Source organism: Rhizobium sp. FG113 (assembly GCF_057809895.1).
In genome coordinates this window covers 1,137,940-1,152,659 of sequence record NZ_JBMDKV010000001.1, presented here as the reverse complement: position 1 = coordinate 1,152,659, position 14,720 = coordinate 1,137,940, and the positions used below count along the sequence as shown (strand labels likewise).

Sequence of the window (14,720 nt, the reverse complement as noted above, 5' to 3'; positions counted from 1 at the left end):
CTTATCGGCAGCGTTGTTCCCATCATTATGAAGTCTGCGAAAAAAGTCTAGCGCATACGCTCTAAATTGCAATGGCGAAGCTTTGATTTTCATCAAAAACGCTCAGAAATCTGCCTGACAATTGAATATTATAGCGAATTTCGACCAATTGAATTCGGCTTGTCATTTGTCATTATGGAGCGTATACACTTATAAAAAATATAAAAGGGGCAATAGATGCGAAGAATCGGTAACGATCGCATCGTTATGGTTTGTGGGCGTCTGCATGAGGTCCGCCGTATAACGGTTCGGTCAGCGAGCGAAGGCTGGGTCTGTGTCGAGTTCTCTGCGGAGGGCCTGCTTTGACACTGCCAGTTTGCTTCAGTTTGAATGTGAACGACGCCATCAAGAGCGTTGAAGCAAGCCGGGAAACACCACTCCTTTATATTCTTAGAAACGATCTTTCCCTCAACGGTCCGAAATATGGCTGCGGGCTGGGCGAGTGCGGCGCGTGTGCCGTGCTCATGGATGGCCGTGCGGTCAGATCCTGCACCGTGCCGCTCGGCGCGGTCGGTACGCGTTCGGTGACGACGCTTGAGGGCCTCGGCACCCCTGAGCATCTGCATCCGGTTCAGGCGGCCTTCATCGAGGAAGCCGCGGCGCAGTGCGGATATTGCCTGAACGGCATGATCATCGCCACGGTTTCCCTGCTCAACCGCAATGCCGACCCCAATGAGGACGACATTCGCGAGGCGTTGCGCCATCATCTCTGCCGTTGTGGAACTCACATGGAAATACTTGCTGCGGCCCGGCGTGCCGTCGCCTATGTCAGGGCTGAACGCGCGCGCATTGACATGTCGGATAATCGCGAAGCCGATCGCGCCGCCACATCGGGCAATAAGACTGAGGTTTCGCCATGATCGACCATCGCGAGATACCTAAGACCCGCTACATGTCCGCAGCCGATGCGCTGCTTGTCGTCAATGACGTGTCGCTGGGCGACGCCGCCGAACTCTATATCGCGATCGATGCCGATAGCCGCGTGATTGCCTTCAACGGGCATGTCGACCTCGGCACCGGGATACGCACCTCGCTGGCCCAGATCGTAGCCGAGGAATTGAGCACGCCCTTCGAACAGGTCGAGATGGTGCTCGGCGCCACCTCGGCTGCGCCGAACCAGGGTGCGACGATCGCAAGCGAGACGATCCAGATCACGGCCGTGCCTTTGCGCCAGGCCGCCGCCACCGCCCGCCATCATCTGCTTGCAAGGGCGGCTGAACGCATGGGCGTAGCGCATGAGCGGCTGATCTTGGAAAACGGCATCATTCGCGCCGATGGTGGCGAGAACTGGCAGCTTAGCTTCGGAGACATCGTCGCCGGCGACCACGTCAGGCTCTCGATCGACAATGAGGCTGTCCTGAAGCCCGCAGCGGATTACCGTCTCGTCGGCTCCTCACGGCCACGCGTGGATATTCCTGAAAAAGCGACCGGACGCTGGACCTATGTGCATGACGTGCGCGTGCCCGGCATGTTGCATGGGCGCGTCGTGCGCCCGCCCTATGCGGGCTTCGACCATGGTGATCATGTCGGCAACAGCCTGATCTCGATCGACGAGGCGTCGGTGGCGCACATCCAGGGACTGGTGGGTGTGGTCGCGATCGGAGATTTCGTCGGTGTCGTTGCGACCCGCGAGGAAATCGCCATTGAGGCGGCGAAGAGCTTGAAGGTTGTCTGGCGCACGCCGCCTGCGTGGCCCGATCTCAATGCTCCGGAACAAGCGCTTCGCGCCAACCCATCGACACCGCGAAAGCTCGCCGATCGCGGCAATGTCGATATGGCGCTCGCCGGCAGCGCGCAGCCGATGAACCGAACCTATGTCTGGCCCTACCAGATGCACGGCTCCATCGGCCCGTCCTGCGCTGTCGCTGATTACAACGATGCCGGGCTGACTGTTTGGTCTGGGACGCAAAACCCGTTTCCCATGCGGCGCGATCTGGCGTTGCTTCTCGATATGCCGGAAGATCTCATTCAGGTGGAGCGCCTGGAAGCGGCGGGCTGCTATGGTCGCAACTGCGCCGACGACGTCACGGCCGACGCGGCCTTGCTATCGCGCGCGGTCAATGCACCGGTGCGCGTACAGCTGACGCGTGACCAGGAGCATGCCTGGGAGCCCAAGGGTGCCGGCCAGATCATGGATGTGCGTGGTGGGCTCGATCTGGAAGGCGGTCCATCCGCCTATGATTTCGAAACGCGCTACCCGTCAAACCTGGCGCCGACGCTTTCGCTGATCCTCACCGGCAAGGTGCCGCCGGTTTCCGATGTCGTGCAGATGGGCGATCGCACCGCGATACCGCCCTATGCCTATGGCAACCTGCGTGTGACCGTGCATGACATGCCGCCGATCGCAAGAGCCTCGTGGTTTCGTGGTGTGTCGGCCATGCCGAACACCTTCGCCCACGAATGCTACGTGGATGAATTGGCGGCCGCCGCAGGTGTAGATCCGATCGAATACCGGCTGCGCTATCTTCATGATCCGCGTGCCGTCGATCTCGTCCATGCGCTCGCCGAGCGGGCAAAATGGGTGCCGCACACGACGTGGGGAACCCTCGGCGGCGAGGGTGACCTGCTTTACGGCCGCGGGTTTGCCTATGCCGTTTATGTGCACGGCCCGTTTCCGGGCAAGGCCGCCGCTTGGGCGGCTTGGGTTGCCGATGTCGCGGTCAACAAGAAGACGGGCGAGATCGCGGTCACTAAGGTGACTTGCGCGCAAGATTCCGGGATGATGATCAATCCCGACGGCGTGCGCCACCAGATCCACGGCAACATCATCCAGTCCACCAGCCGAGTGCTGAAAGAGAAGGTCGAATTCTCCTCGACCGCCGTCGAATCGAAAGAGTGGGGCGGCTATCCGCTGATCACCTTCCCCGAGGTGCCCGCGATCGACGTGCTGATGGTGCCGCGTCAGGACGAGCCGCCGCTTGGCGTCGGCGAGTCGGCTTCCGTTCCCAGTGCCTCGGCCATCGCCAATGCGGTCTATGACGCCACCGGCATTCGCTTCCGCGAACTGCCCTTGACGCCAGAACTGGTGCTTGCCGCGCTGAGCGGCAAGGCCGACGAGCCGGTTGCTACGCCAAAGGCGAAGAAGCGCAAGTGGTGGAATATCGGTCTCTCGGCCGCTGGCGCGGTCGCCGCCTTGTCGGGTCTCGTCACTATGGCCTCGCCTTGGCGCCCAGCGATCGGCACGATCCCGCGTCCCGATCTCAATGTCTACAGTGCCGCCACGATCGAACGCGGGCGTCTCGCCGCGGCGGCCGGCGCCTGCAATGTCTGTCACGTCGGCGACGACGGAACGCCTTTCGCCGGCGGACGCCGCTTCGACACGCCGTTCGGCGCGGTCTACGCCACCAACATCACGCCGGATCTGGAAGCTGGTATCGGCGCGTGGTCCTATCCCGCCTTCGAGCGTGCCATGCGCGAAGGCGTGAGCCGCGACGGGCACCATCTCTATCCCGCCCACCCCTATACGTCGTTTGCGGGCGCCGAGGATGCCGATCTCCAGGCGCTCTACGCCTACATGATGACGCAGGCACCCGTTGCCGAGAAGGCGCAGGAGACGAAGCTCAACTTTCCCTACAGCTTCCGCGCGATGATGGCGGGCTGGAACGCTCTGTTCCTGAAGGGTGAGCCCTTCAACTATGTCCAATCCCGCGACGCCCAGTGGAACAGGGGCGCCTACCTGGTGGAGACACTCGGCCACTGTTCCGCCTGCCACACCGAGCGCAATGCGCTTGGCGCGGAAAAGAGCGGCAGCGCCCGGCTTTCCGGTGGCTTTGCCGACGGTTGGGAGGCGCCGGCCCTGAATGCATTCGCCAAGGGGCCGGTCAGCTGGACCGAGGATGCCTTCTACGACTACCTGCGCACCGGGCATTCGCGCGACCACGGCAGTGCCGCCGGCCCGATGGCGCATGTCGTGGAGGTGATGCAGCCGCTGCCGGACAGCGATATCCGCGCGATGGCCACTTATCTCGCAAGCCTCAATGAGACGCCGGTCGAGACCACGGCGCAGAGGGAGGCAGCCATTGTCGCCAGCGACGCCGCCAAGGCGTCGGCCGCCAGGATTTCGCCCAGCGGCGAGCGGCTGTTCAACGGCGCATGCGCCACGTGCCACACCGGCAACACCATCCTGTCGTCTCTGGCGCTGAACAGTAACCTGCATGCAGCGACACCTGACAATCTCATTCAGGCAATCCTGAACGGCGTCGAGGCGCCGGCGATCCTGGCGCAGACCACTGGCCGCGAGGCACCGGAGGTGATGTCGATGCCGGCTTTCCGCCAGCAACTGAACGAGCGCCAGATCAAGGATCTGGCTGATTATCTTCGCGCACGCTTCGCGCCTGATAAACCAGGCTGGAGCAATACGGCGGACGCTATCAAGCGTGTGACGGCAGCAAGCCACTAGAGGAGGAGACGACTTGGACCAGATCCGAACCGGAACGGATACCGATCATCGCGGCCTGTTCGAGAACCCGACGGCCGCGTTTCGCCCATCCGCCTATTGGTTCTGGCATTCGATTCCAACGGAAGAGGTCTGCCACGCCCAACTCAGCGATTTCAAGCTGAAGGGGATCGGCACGATCCTGATCCAGGCGCGGCTTGCAATGTCGCGCGACGACTATTTGTCGCCCGCCTATCTGGAAGCCTATCGGACAGCTGCCGGAATAGCCGCGAGGCTTGGGCTGAAGCTCGGGATTTACGACGATTACAACTGGATCAGCGGACACGCCGGCGGCCGCACCGTTGCCGGTCGCGATGAGTTGCGCGAGCGCCATCTGTTCTGGTCGTCCTCTGAAAAGGCGCAGGGCGAGATCAGCGGCATCCATCCGCCATTCACGCGGACGATGGGCGCTGATATCGTCGAGTGGCAATATGAAGGTAGCGTCTTCGAATGGTGCGAATGGACGGTCGAAGCGGCATTGCTTCATTCGTCGGCGGTGATCGGGAGCCTCGATGAGGTGATCGATGTGACCGAACGCACCTTGATCGTCGATAGCGACCATTCTGCCTGCGCATATGCGTTTGACGGACAGATTGAGGACGGCCAGATGCTGACCGTGTTCATCAGCGCCCGCTCGACCACATCGCGGTTGATCAACTATCTGCTCCCGGAGGCCACGGAGCAGTTCATCGCGGTTGGGCTTGATCCGATGATCGACGTACTTGGCGATCTCGTGCCCGATCCCGTCAGCTTTGTCTTCTACGACCAGCCCGCTGCTGGCTTCTACAAGTGGGATCAGATTTCCGGCAGCCTTGGCAACAGCCTGTTGTTTGCGCCGAGCCTGATCGATGCCGTGGCGAGCGGCACGGGAGAATCGTTTGCCAAGAGCCTGCTCGCCCTTTTGCGCGACGTAGGCTCCACGACGTTGCAGCTGCGCGCCGGATTTTATGCCGCCTATTCCGGATTGATGAACGAGGCCTTCTCCGGCACCTTGCGGAGATGGTCCGAGAGCAAGGGCATTGAACTCACCGGCCATGAAATCCTGCCGCACATCAGCGCCTGGTCGTTGAACGGTGGCTTCACCAGCATCGACCCCCGGGTGGCGCTTGCCGTCGACTTCTTTGGTATCGATGCCTACCGGCACCAGACAGCAGTCGATTCCAACAATTTCGTCGCCCAGCTTGCGCCCAAGATCGGGGATTCCGTTGCGCGTTCCAATGGCCGCAGCCGTTGTGTCGTCGAAACCTATGCCAGCGCCGAGCGGACCCCGGTGCGCGCCGCCGGGCAGTGGGAATTGACGCTGGAGACGATGCGGGCGCAGGCGATCCGGCTCTATTGCCTCGGCACCCGCCAGTTCTTGTGGCATGGCGTCTACCAGACTGATGGACGCGACCACGACCCGACGCCGTTCGCCAATCCGCGGTTCGATTTCGGGCCGGGCATCAATTTCGAGCCCTGGTGGAGCTATCACGACCTGTTCGCGCACGAGACCGCGCGCATTTCCGCCTTTATCGAGCCGGCAACGCCGCGCGCGCCGGTGGCGATCCTCTATCCGCTTCAGACGGCCTACGCCGAAGGTCCGCGCCACAGTCACGCCACCCATATCGGCGCGTGGTGCGAAGGGCTGCTCGCCAGGCGCTGCGACTTCATGTTCGTCAGCGAGGCCGATCTGGTCAAGGCCAGGCTCGATGGCGGCCGCATGCTGGTGTCGGGGCTTGCTTTCGATGCCGTGATTTTGCCATCGGCCTCGGTGCTGCAAGCCGCGGAAACGGTGCAGGCGCTTAACGCGTTCAGCGCTGCCGGCGGAATGGTCGTGTCCTCGGGCGATCGCCTCTCGACCGTGCGCGACGCTGCCGTTCATTCGGATGCGATAGTGTCGAAGCATATCGACCGCATGCCTGACGGCGGTGATATCGAAGCGCTTCTGGAGGCGCTGCCGTCGTTCGGTCCCGTGATCGCTGGTCGTTCCGGGGAATTGCCCTGGCAATGGGTGGGGCAGGACGCCGATGGCTGGTGGCGGATTGTTCTGTTCAATGATGGCGAAACGTCGGTGGTGAGCGAGATCACCTTCGGTGATAGTTTCGACTGCGAGATCTGGTCGGCAGCGACCGGCACGACGGAGCAAACGGCAGCGTTCAACCGGCTGACGGTAACGCTTGAGCCACAGGAGGTGCGTTGCCTGCGTTTGCGCCAGACGACGGACCGTGTGGTCGGCGAAGGCCATCTCACGACGCAGCCGCCGCTCGATCGTGCGCGCTCGGTCTCTCTCGTCGAGGGCTGGACTTTCGCGCCGGAAGGCAGTGCCGGTTTCGCGCCGATCTCGGTGGAGAGCGGATGGGAGACGCAGGGCTTTGCCGAGTTCTCGGGCACCGGCATCTACCGGCTAGCGTTGGAGATCGGCGACGAGGCCGAGTGGTTTCTTGAATTGCCTGACGTCGCGACCGTGGTCGCCGCTCGGTTGGGCGGCCGGCAAGTCGATCGACTTGGCTGGCGACCCTATCGTTTTTCGCTGGGGCGACTGCAACCCGGCGTCCATTCGCTGGAATTGCGTGTCGCGAACACGGCGGCGAACCGCTATTACGCCGACACGCCATATGTCGGCGATACCGTCGACAAGAGCGGACTGTCCGCTGCGCCGAAACTCATCCCGTTGATACACTGACCGGAAGCTAACAGAGCCATGCTACAACATTCGACAATCCCCCTGATGCGCGCCTGGAACAGCTGGTCCACCCGGCCTGCGGAAATGGTCTTCTTGCCGCTTGGCGTGCGGATCACCCCGGTTCTCTATTCGACCCGCAGCAAGACGACCTCCGCGATCGAGCCGCGGCGAGACACGGTCCGCCTTGGCCGTCACGCCATCGACGGCTCGCTGATCGAGCTGGAGACCGATCTCAGCGGGACGACGGTCGCCTTTTCGACGACGAAGACTGATCCTTTCGCCATCCGGGGCAGCTGGAACGGCAAGGTCTCCGCCGAATGGGGGCTGCGGTTCTGGCTGACCTTGGCGATCTCCGCCGATGGCGGTGAAGTCGCCATCCATGACGCGGGCCGTAACATCACGCTCCTGAAGGTCGGTACGCGTTTCGTTGCGGTCGCGACCGCCGAGGCGCCGGTCCATGTGACCGGCCACGACAGCATCGACGCGTTGCGGGCGGACTTCGAAGCGAATGGCTACTTCTATACCGCGACACGAAAGAACGAGGCGCCCGTCATAGCCCTACGTTTCAACCTCGAAATGATGCGCCAGGGCGCATACGGGGCTGGCGTTGCCGATAGTGCCGAACTGGCGATCGCCAAGGCGCAGGCCTGCCTTGCGGCCGGAGCACCGGCTGAGCTTTCCGACGCCCAGACAGGCGTGTTCGAGGGTGCGCTCGACGCGATGCGCGATGTGGTTGCCTGGAACACCATCTGGGACGAAACCAATGCGCGTTCCTACACTGCGGTAACGCGCATCTGGAACCTCGGCAAATTCGCGGTCTGGTTCAACGACCAGATTTTCGCGGCTCTGCTCGCCGGCGTGTTCGATGCCGATCTCGCGCGTGAGAACATGGCGACCGCAATGGCCAGCGCCACCCCGCAGGGCAATATCGCCTGCATCGTCACCTCCAACGACGCCTGGGTCGATCGAACCCAGTTGCCGTTCGGCGCGCTTGTCGCCTGGCAGCTTTATCAGCGCACCGGTGAGCGCTCGATGATCCAGGCGAATTATGATGCGCTCGCTCGCAATCGGCGCTGGTGGCAGGACAATCGCGATCCCGATGGCTTCGGTCTGCTGTCGTGCGGCACGTCCGATGTGGGCGAGGGCCTCTACAAGGGGACCGCGTTTGCGGCCCGCAACGAAACCGGGATGGACAATTCCGCGACCCACGACGAGGCCATCTACGATCCCGTCACCCGTACGCTGTCGACATTCGATCTGGGCTTGAATTGCGCGGCAGCGCTGGACGCGGAAATGCTGTCGAAAATGGCCACGGTGCTTGGCAAGCATGATGACGCGCGCGAATTCGCGGCGCTGGCTGAACGCCAGCGGAAGCTGATCTCCGAGACGCTTTGGGACGAGGCGCGCGGCATCTTCGCTAATCGCCAACGCCACGGCGGCTTCGTCCGCTCGCTGTCGCCGACCAGCTTCTACCCGCTGCTGTGCGGCGCTGCGACACGGGAGCAGGCCGCGCGTCTGCTCGAGCATCTGAGCGACGAGAATACGTTCGGTGGCGATTTCGTGCTGCCGAATGCGACGCGCGACGATCCGGCCTTCTCCGACAACGTTTACTGGCGTGGCCGTATCTGGCCGAATGTCAACTACATGGTCTGGCTTGGCCTGCGGCGCTACGGCTTTATGGCGGAAGCGAGCAAGCTCGCCAGCCAGAGCTATGACCTCTTCATGAAATCCTGGCGCACGGATCGCATCGCCGCCGAAAACTATAATGCCGTAACGGGCGAGGCGATGGATCAGGGCGATACCGATCCCTTCTACATCTGGGCGGCAATGCTTCCATTGATGGCAGCGGGCGAAATCGTCGATTTCGATCCATGGACAGGCTTTACCGTCCGCAACACCGGCCGCGATCTGGCCGTAGGGCCAATGGTCTCTCCGGCGGGAACGCTGGAATTGCGGGGCGAGGCTGGCCAGTTGTCCATGACGCTCAATGGTCGCGCAATGTTGCGGACAGACTTGCAAACGACGCTCTCGCGCATCGTGATGAGCGATGGGCGGCTGTCCTGCACCGTCGCGGCTGTTGCTGCAGCCGGCTACATCGATCTGCCGGGTCTGGAGCCAGGCAATGTCCTTGCAGTGCGTCTCGACGGGCATGATATCGGCTATCGTGCAACTGCTGACGGGCTGCGCCTCTCGATTGCGGAAAGTGACGATGATCGCCGGCTCGACGTCTATTTTTCCGCCACGAACGCAGGCTGACGCAAGGTAGCGCTTGACACTTGTCAAATCGTCATTAATAGTTTGTGTGCAAATAAAAAAATAGAAGACTGATTGCTAAAATCAGAGGGTTGAACTGAAGGTCTGCTAACAATCGATTGATTGAAGCGGATCACTATTGAAGCTGGGTGCTTTTGTGTCGATTGTATAGCGATGTGTCGCCTTCTGGCGGCGCAGGCTTCTGCTCGGCCTGAAGTCATGCGGTTCGAGAATTCGGCCTTCCCTGATTATAGTTTGTACACAAACGGTTTGATGTGCGTTCAGCACGTCTTCTGTTTTCGGCTCTGCCGATCCGTCGAGGTCGCTGACGCAGTCACGATCGTCCATAACCGTGTATGTTCCAGAGGGGTGCCACAATGACTGAACTCACCAGACGCAACACGATGAAGCTGATGTCCGCAGCGCTTGTCGCCGGCGTTAGTTTCTCCAGCCTGCCGCGCAGGGCTTTTTCGGCCGGCACCATCACAGTTCTGAATTGGCAGGGCTACGGCACGGACGAAGCTTGGTCCGTGAAGGCTTTCACCGAGAAGACCGGCATCACAGTCGTTCACGACTACTACAGCTCGGAATCGGAAATGCTGACAAAGATGCGCACCAATCCGGGCGCATATGATCTCGTCGTCCTCAACGCCGCGCGCTGCGCCCAGGCGGTCGCCGAAGACCTGCTGCAGCCGATCGATTTCAGCAAGGTTCCGAATGTCGCGACGGTTGACGAGAACCTCCGTTCCAACGCTAATTTCAACAAGGAAGGCAAGGGTTATGCTGTTCCTTGGGTTTGGGGCATGACCTCGCTCGCCATTCGTGAAGGCATGGCGGTTCCAGACAGCTATGCCGCTCTGGCGGACCCTGCCTACAAGGGCCGCGTCGCGATGGACGACGATGCCATCATCAACGTTGGTGTCGGCGCGCTGATGAGCGGCCAGGATATCAACGACCCGAAGGATCTCGCCGCGGTCACGGCCGCGCTGAAGTCGATCAAGCCGAATGTCAAGCTTCTCTGGTCCACCGAGGATCAGTGGAACAAGTCTTTCGCGGCCAAGGAATTTGACCTCTCCCTGTTCTGGTCAGGTGGTTCGGTGCGCTCCAAGCGCAACTCGAAGCTCCCCGTTCAGTTCGTCGTCCCCAAGGAGGGCGGCATCGGCTGGGTGGATGGCCTCGGCATCCCGGCATCGGCTCCGAACGTCGAAGGCGCGCTCGCTTTCGCCAACTGGATGATCGATCCCACCTTCTATGTCGAATGGGCAACCAAGGTCGGCGCACCGGCTTCGTCCAACTCGGCCGCTCTCGAGGCGCTGCCGGCCGATGACTTGAGCCGCCAGGTACACAAGCCTGAATACCTGAAGACCATGGGCATCGTTTCGGGCATTCCGGATGATCGCCGGGAAGCCTTCAACAACGTATGGCAGGAAGTGAAAGCCTTCTATGCCCAGTAATCAAGCGACATTGGCGTCAGAGCGCGGACCTTCGGGTCCGCGCAGTCGGGGCGCACTCCCGTCTTGGGTTTCGGCGACCGCCTTGCTTCTTCCGACCTATGGTTGGTTGACGCTTGCAGTCTTCCTGCCGCTGCTGACAATGCTGGTGTTCAGCTTCATGTCGGCGACACCGATGGGCAAGGCCCCGATCGTCTTTACGCTGAAGCAGTACCGCGCGTTTATCGATCAGCCTTATCTGGTCGGTATCGGCATCACATCGCTGTTGATCGGCTTCTGGACGACGCTGTTTTGCGCTGTTCTCGGGTTCCTGGCAGCCGTGGCGCTTGTTCGCTCGACGTTCGGCAAGACGCGTGAGATGCTGCTGATCCTTATTCTTCTGCCATTCTGGACCAATGGCCTGGTGCGCGTCTTTTCGTGGACGATGGTGCTCCGGGAAAACGGCTTCCTCGACAATCTGCTGCACATGATCGCACCCGATGTCGGTTCCATCGGCTTTCTCTACACACGATATGCCATCGTGGTTGGTCTCGTGCACGGCTACCTGCCGTACATGATCCTGACCTGCTACATTGCGCTGGTCGCGATCGACGACGCGATCATCGAGGCCGCTGCAAGCCTTGGCGCGCGCTGGTGGACCATCCTGTTCAAGATTCTGGTGCCGCTCGCCGCTCCCGGCCTGATTTCCGGCTCCGTTCTGATCTTCATCCCGGTCATTGGCTCGTTCATGGAGCCGCGCATCCTTGGTGGTCGTGTCGGGGTGACAATGGGCACTGTCATCGAGGACCAGTTCACGCAGGCCTTCAATTGGCCGCTGGGCGCCTCGCTCTCCTTCACGCTGCTTGCCGTCGTGCTTGCAATCTTCGCAACCTTCTCCGGCGTTCTGCGCCGTGGCACGACAGCTTGAGGAGAAGATCATGAAACCGCTTGGACGTGTCTATCTCATCGCGATCCTGATCTTCCTCTACACGCCCATTCTCGTGATGATGGCGATGGGCTTCAACGCATCGCCGCTTTACGAACTGCCGTTCAGCTTCTCGCTGCAATGGTACCAGGCGCTGTGGAACAACTCGGTGCTCCTGACAGCGGGCCTGAACAGCATCATCATCGCCTCGATTACCGCCGTTCTGGCGACGGCGCTCGGCACCATGGCCTCGGTGGCGCTGTCGCGGCGAACATTCCGCGGTAAGAGCTTCCTGCAGCTGATGCTGCTGCCGCCGATCGCCATTCCGTGGCTGATCACCGGCACCGCGATGCTGATCTTCTTCTACTGGAGCGGTATCGGGCGCGGTATGCACGCGCTGCTGATCGGCCACGTCGCGCTTGCGATCCCTTACGTGGTGCTGGTCGTAGGCACCGGTTTCCGGACGATCCGCGCGGACCTGGAAGAAGCCGCGATGAGCCTTGGCTCGACACCGGTTCATGCGTTCTTCTCGGTGACCCTGCCGTTGCTCTATCCGAGTATCCTTGGCGCAGCGCTGTTCGCATTCGCCGTGTCGCTCGACCAGTTCGTTATCTCGTACTTCCTCGCCACGCCCGGCTACACCACGCTGCCGGTGCAGATCTACTCCTCGATCCGCAAGGGCTTCACCCCTGAAATCAATGCGATCTCGACCGTTCTCCTGCTCGGTTCGATGACGATCATCCTGATTTTTGCGCGCTTCGCCAAGCCCGGAGACACCCGTGACAAACGTTAAAGTCAATTCCGTCGCCAAGACCTACGGCACCACGCCGGTCCTGTCCGATATCAGCACCGAATTTCCGGAAGGTTCGTTCACCAGCCTTCTCGGCCCATCCGGCTCCGGCAAGACCACGCTGCTGCGCATCATCGCGGGCTTTATCAAGCCGGACCAGGGCGTCGTGACGATCGGCAACAACGACGTTACCGACATTCCTGTCTGGGGCCGCAACATCGGCATGATGTTCCAGTCCTACGCGCTGTTCCCGCACATGACGATTGCCCAGAACGTGGCTTTCGGCCTCGAGCGCCGCGGCATCAAGGGTGCCGCCGCCCGCAAGGAGGTCGAACGCGCTCTTGAGATGGTGCGTCTGCCCGGCTTTGGCGATCGCACGCCTAAGCAGCTGTCCGGCGGCCAGCAGCAGCGCGTAGCGCTCGCCCGCGCCATCGTCATCAAGCCCAGCGTGCTTCTGCTTGACGAGCCGCTGTCTGCGCTCGACCGCCGCCTTCGCCAGGAGATGCAGGTCGAACTCCTGCGCATCCAGCGCGAGAGCGGCCTGACAACGATCTTCGTGACCCACGATCAGGAAGAAGCGCTGACACTGTCCGACAAGGTGGCCATTCTCGACAAGGGCCGCATCGTCCAGATCGGCGATCCGGAAACCGTATACGAACGGCCGCTGACGCGCTTCGCGGCGGAATTCCTCGGTGACTCGAACTTCCTCTCGGGTACCGTCGAGAACGGCGCCGTGCGCCTTGCCGATGGCACGGTGGTAAAGACGACCGGAACGCTGCCCTCCAGCGGCTCGAACGTGACGCTCGCGGTTCGCCCGGAAAAGATGTCGATCGTGTCTGGCCCGGCAGATGGCAACAGCCTGACGGCGCGGATCACGACGGTCATCTATGCAGGCCCCGTGCTTTCCTATCTGCTCGAGGGGCCCGGTGGTTTACCACTGAAGTTGTTCGCGCAGAACCGCGACGGCAAGGTCCTGAGCGATGGCGACACCGTTACGCTGAGCTGGGGTCCGGAACACACCGTTCCGGTGGCGGACTGATCATGGCGTCCGCGCCGCTTTCTCAGAATGCGTTGCACGTCGTCATCGACATGCAACGTTTGTTTGCCGAAGAGACGGCGTGGCATACGCCGGCGATAGCGGGCATTCTTCCAAACGTGGTCGCGCTCAGCCAAGCGCGACCGGCAGAGACCCTCTTTGCTCGCTTCGTCGTTCCGCGGAACGCTGAAGAGGCCAAGGGGCGCTGGAAGGATTACTACCGCCGTTGGTCGTCGGTGACGCTGGATGAACTTGATGTCGGCATGCTGGACCTCGTCGCACCGCTTGCGGCGATCGCCGGCCCCGGCTCCATCGTCGATAAGGAAACCTACTCGATCTTTGGATCGCCGGCTTTCGCCGAGCGCTTGCAGGGATCGGATATCGATACGCTGATTTTCTCCGGCGTCGAGACCGATGTTTGCGTCTACGCCAGCGTTCTTGATGCCGTGGATGCCGGCTATCGGGTCATTCTGGCTAAGGATGCGCTGGCAAGCGGCGACATGAAGGCGCACGCCATGGTCATCGATATCCTGGCGGCGAGGCTTACCGAGCAGATTGAAATTTTGTCGACAGAAACCATCCTGAATTTGTGGTGAAGCTGAATTCGGCAGCGTGATTGCTGGTCATCACCATGGCGAGGCAAATTTGAGAGATCCCATGGACGTCCCGTTCAAAGATAAGGTTGCAAGAAAGAGAGCAACCGCGCGCGATGCCGACGGCCAGCAGGCCCCGTATGCGCTTGGCGAGCAGATCGGCTTCTATCTCCGTCAGGCGAACCAGCGTCACGTGGCGATCTTTGCGAGCCTGATGGCGGAAAAGCTGACCACCACCCAGTGGGCGGCTCTGGTGAGGCTCAAGGATCTCCAGCCCTGCTCGCAGGGCAATCTCGGCCGCGAGACCGCCATGGACATGGCGACCATCAAGGGCGTCGTCGATCGCCTTGTGAAGCGCGGGCTGGTCCACACCGCACCCGACGCGACCGATGCGCGGCGGCTGGTGCTGACCCTGACGCCGGATGGCGAGGCTATGGTCGATCGCAACCTGGCGGTCGCGCTGCAGATTTCGCAGGAAACACTGAGCACCCTGACGCTTGCCGAGCGGATGATGCTGATGGAACTCCTTCAGAAAATCTGCTGATTACCATCTGAGC

The 14,720-nt window shown here is 61.5% G+C and carries 10 protein-coding genes; all 10 read left to right on the top strand.

The window, feature by feature from the left end; genetic code table 11:
• Positions 1-341 precede the first annotated feature (341 nt).
• The 10 genes from ACODTZ_RS05075 (at position 342) to ACODTZ_RS05030 (ending at position 14,707) form a co-directional block, all read left to right on the top strand.
• A complete protein-coding gene (locus tag ACODTZ_RS05075; RefSeq protein WP_489024205.1) occupies positions 342-899 on the top strand; it encodes a (2Fe-2S)-binding protein in 558 nt (185 codons plus the stop codon).
• Positions 896-4,438, top strand: coding sequence for a molybdopterin cofactor-binding domain-containing protein (locus tag ACODTZ_RS05070; RefSeq protein ID WP_489024203.1), 3,543 nt, complete (start codon positions 896-898; stop codon positions 4,436-4,438). The genes ACODTZ_RS05075 and ACODTZ_RS05070 overlap by 4 nt, the downstream gene beginning before the upstream one ends.
• Before the next feature lie 13 nt (positions 4,439-4,451).
• Positions 4,452-7,136 (top strand): carbohydrate-binding protein, encoded by a 2,685-nt coding sequence (locus ACODTZ_RS05065; RefSeq protein ID WP_489024201.1) that lies wholly within the window; start codon positions 4,452-4,454, stop codon positions 7,134-7,136.
• 18 nt (positions 7,137-7,154) lie between these two features.
• A complete protein-coding gene (locus tag ACODTZ_RS05060; protein ID WP_489024199.1) occupies positions 7,155-9,392 on the top strand; it encodes an MGH1-like glycoside hydrolase domain-containing protein in 2,238 nt (745 codons plus the stop codon).
• A gap of 374 nt (positions 9,393-9,766) precedes the next feature.
• Complete coding sequence (locus ACODTZ_RS05055; protein WP_489024197.1) at positions 9,767-10,843, top strand: ABC transporter substrate-binding protein; 1,077 nt, start codon at positions 9,767-9,769, stop codon at positions 10,841-10,843.
• The gene (locus ACODTZ_RS05050; protein WP_112435501.1) at positions 10,833-11,747 is read left to right on the top strand and encodes an ABC transporter permease; all 915 of its coding nucleotides are present in this window, start codon (positions 10,833-10,835) and stop codon (positions 11,745-11,747) included. Before ACODTZ_RS05055 ends, ACODTZ_RS05050 begins: the two co-directional genes overlap by 11 nt.
• Positions 11,748-11,757: 10 nt before the next feature.
• Entirely contained in the window at positions 11,758-12,537 is a 780-nt protein-coding gene (locus ACODTZ_RS05045; protein ID WP_047514160.1) for an ABC transporter permease, read from the top strand.
• A complete protein-coding gene (locus ACODTZ_RS05040) occupies positions 12,524-13,573 on the top strand; it encodes an ABC transporter ATP-binding protein (protein ID WP_047514163.1) in 1,050 nt (349 codons plus the stop codon). Before ACODTZ_RS05045 ends, ACODTZ_RS05040 begins: the two co-directional genes overlap by 14 nt.
• A 2-nt stretch (positions 13,574-13,575) precedes the next feature.
• Positions 13,576-14,166, top strand: a complete 591-nt coding sequence (locus ACODTZ_RS05035) for a cysteine hydrolase family protein (RefSeq protein WP_111562489.1) — start codon at positions 13,576-13,578, stop codon at positions 14,164-14,166.
• Positions 14,167-14,227: 61 nt separating this feature from the next.
• Entirely contained in the window at positions 14,228-14,707 is a 480-nt protein-coding gene (locus ACODTZ_RS05030) for a MarR family winged helix-turn-helix transcriptional regulator (protein WP_489024193.1), read from the top strand.
• Positions 14,708-14,720 lie beyond the last annotated feature (13 nt).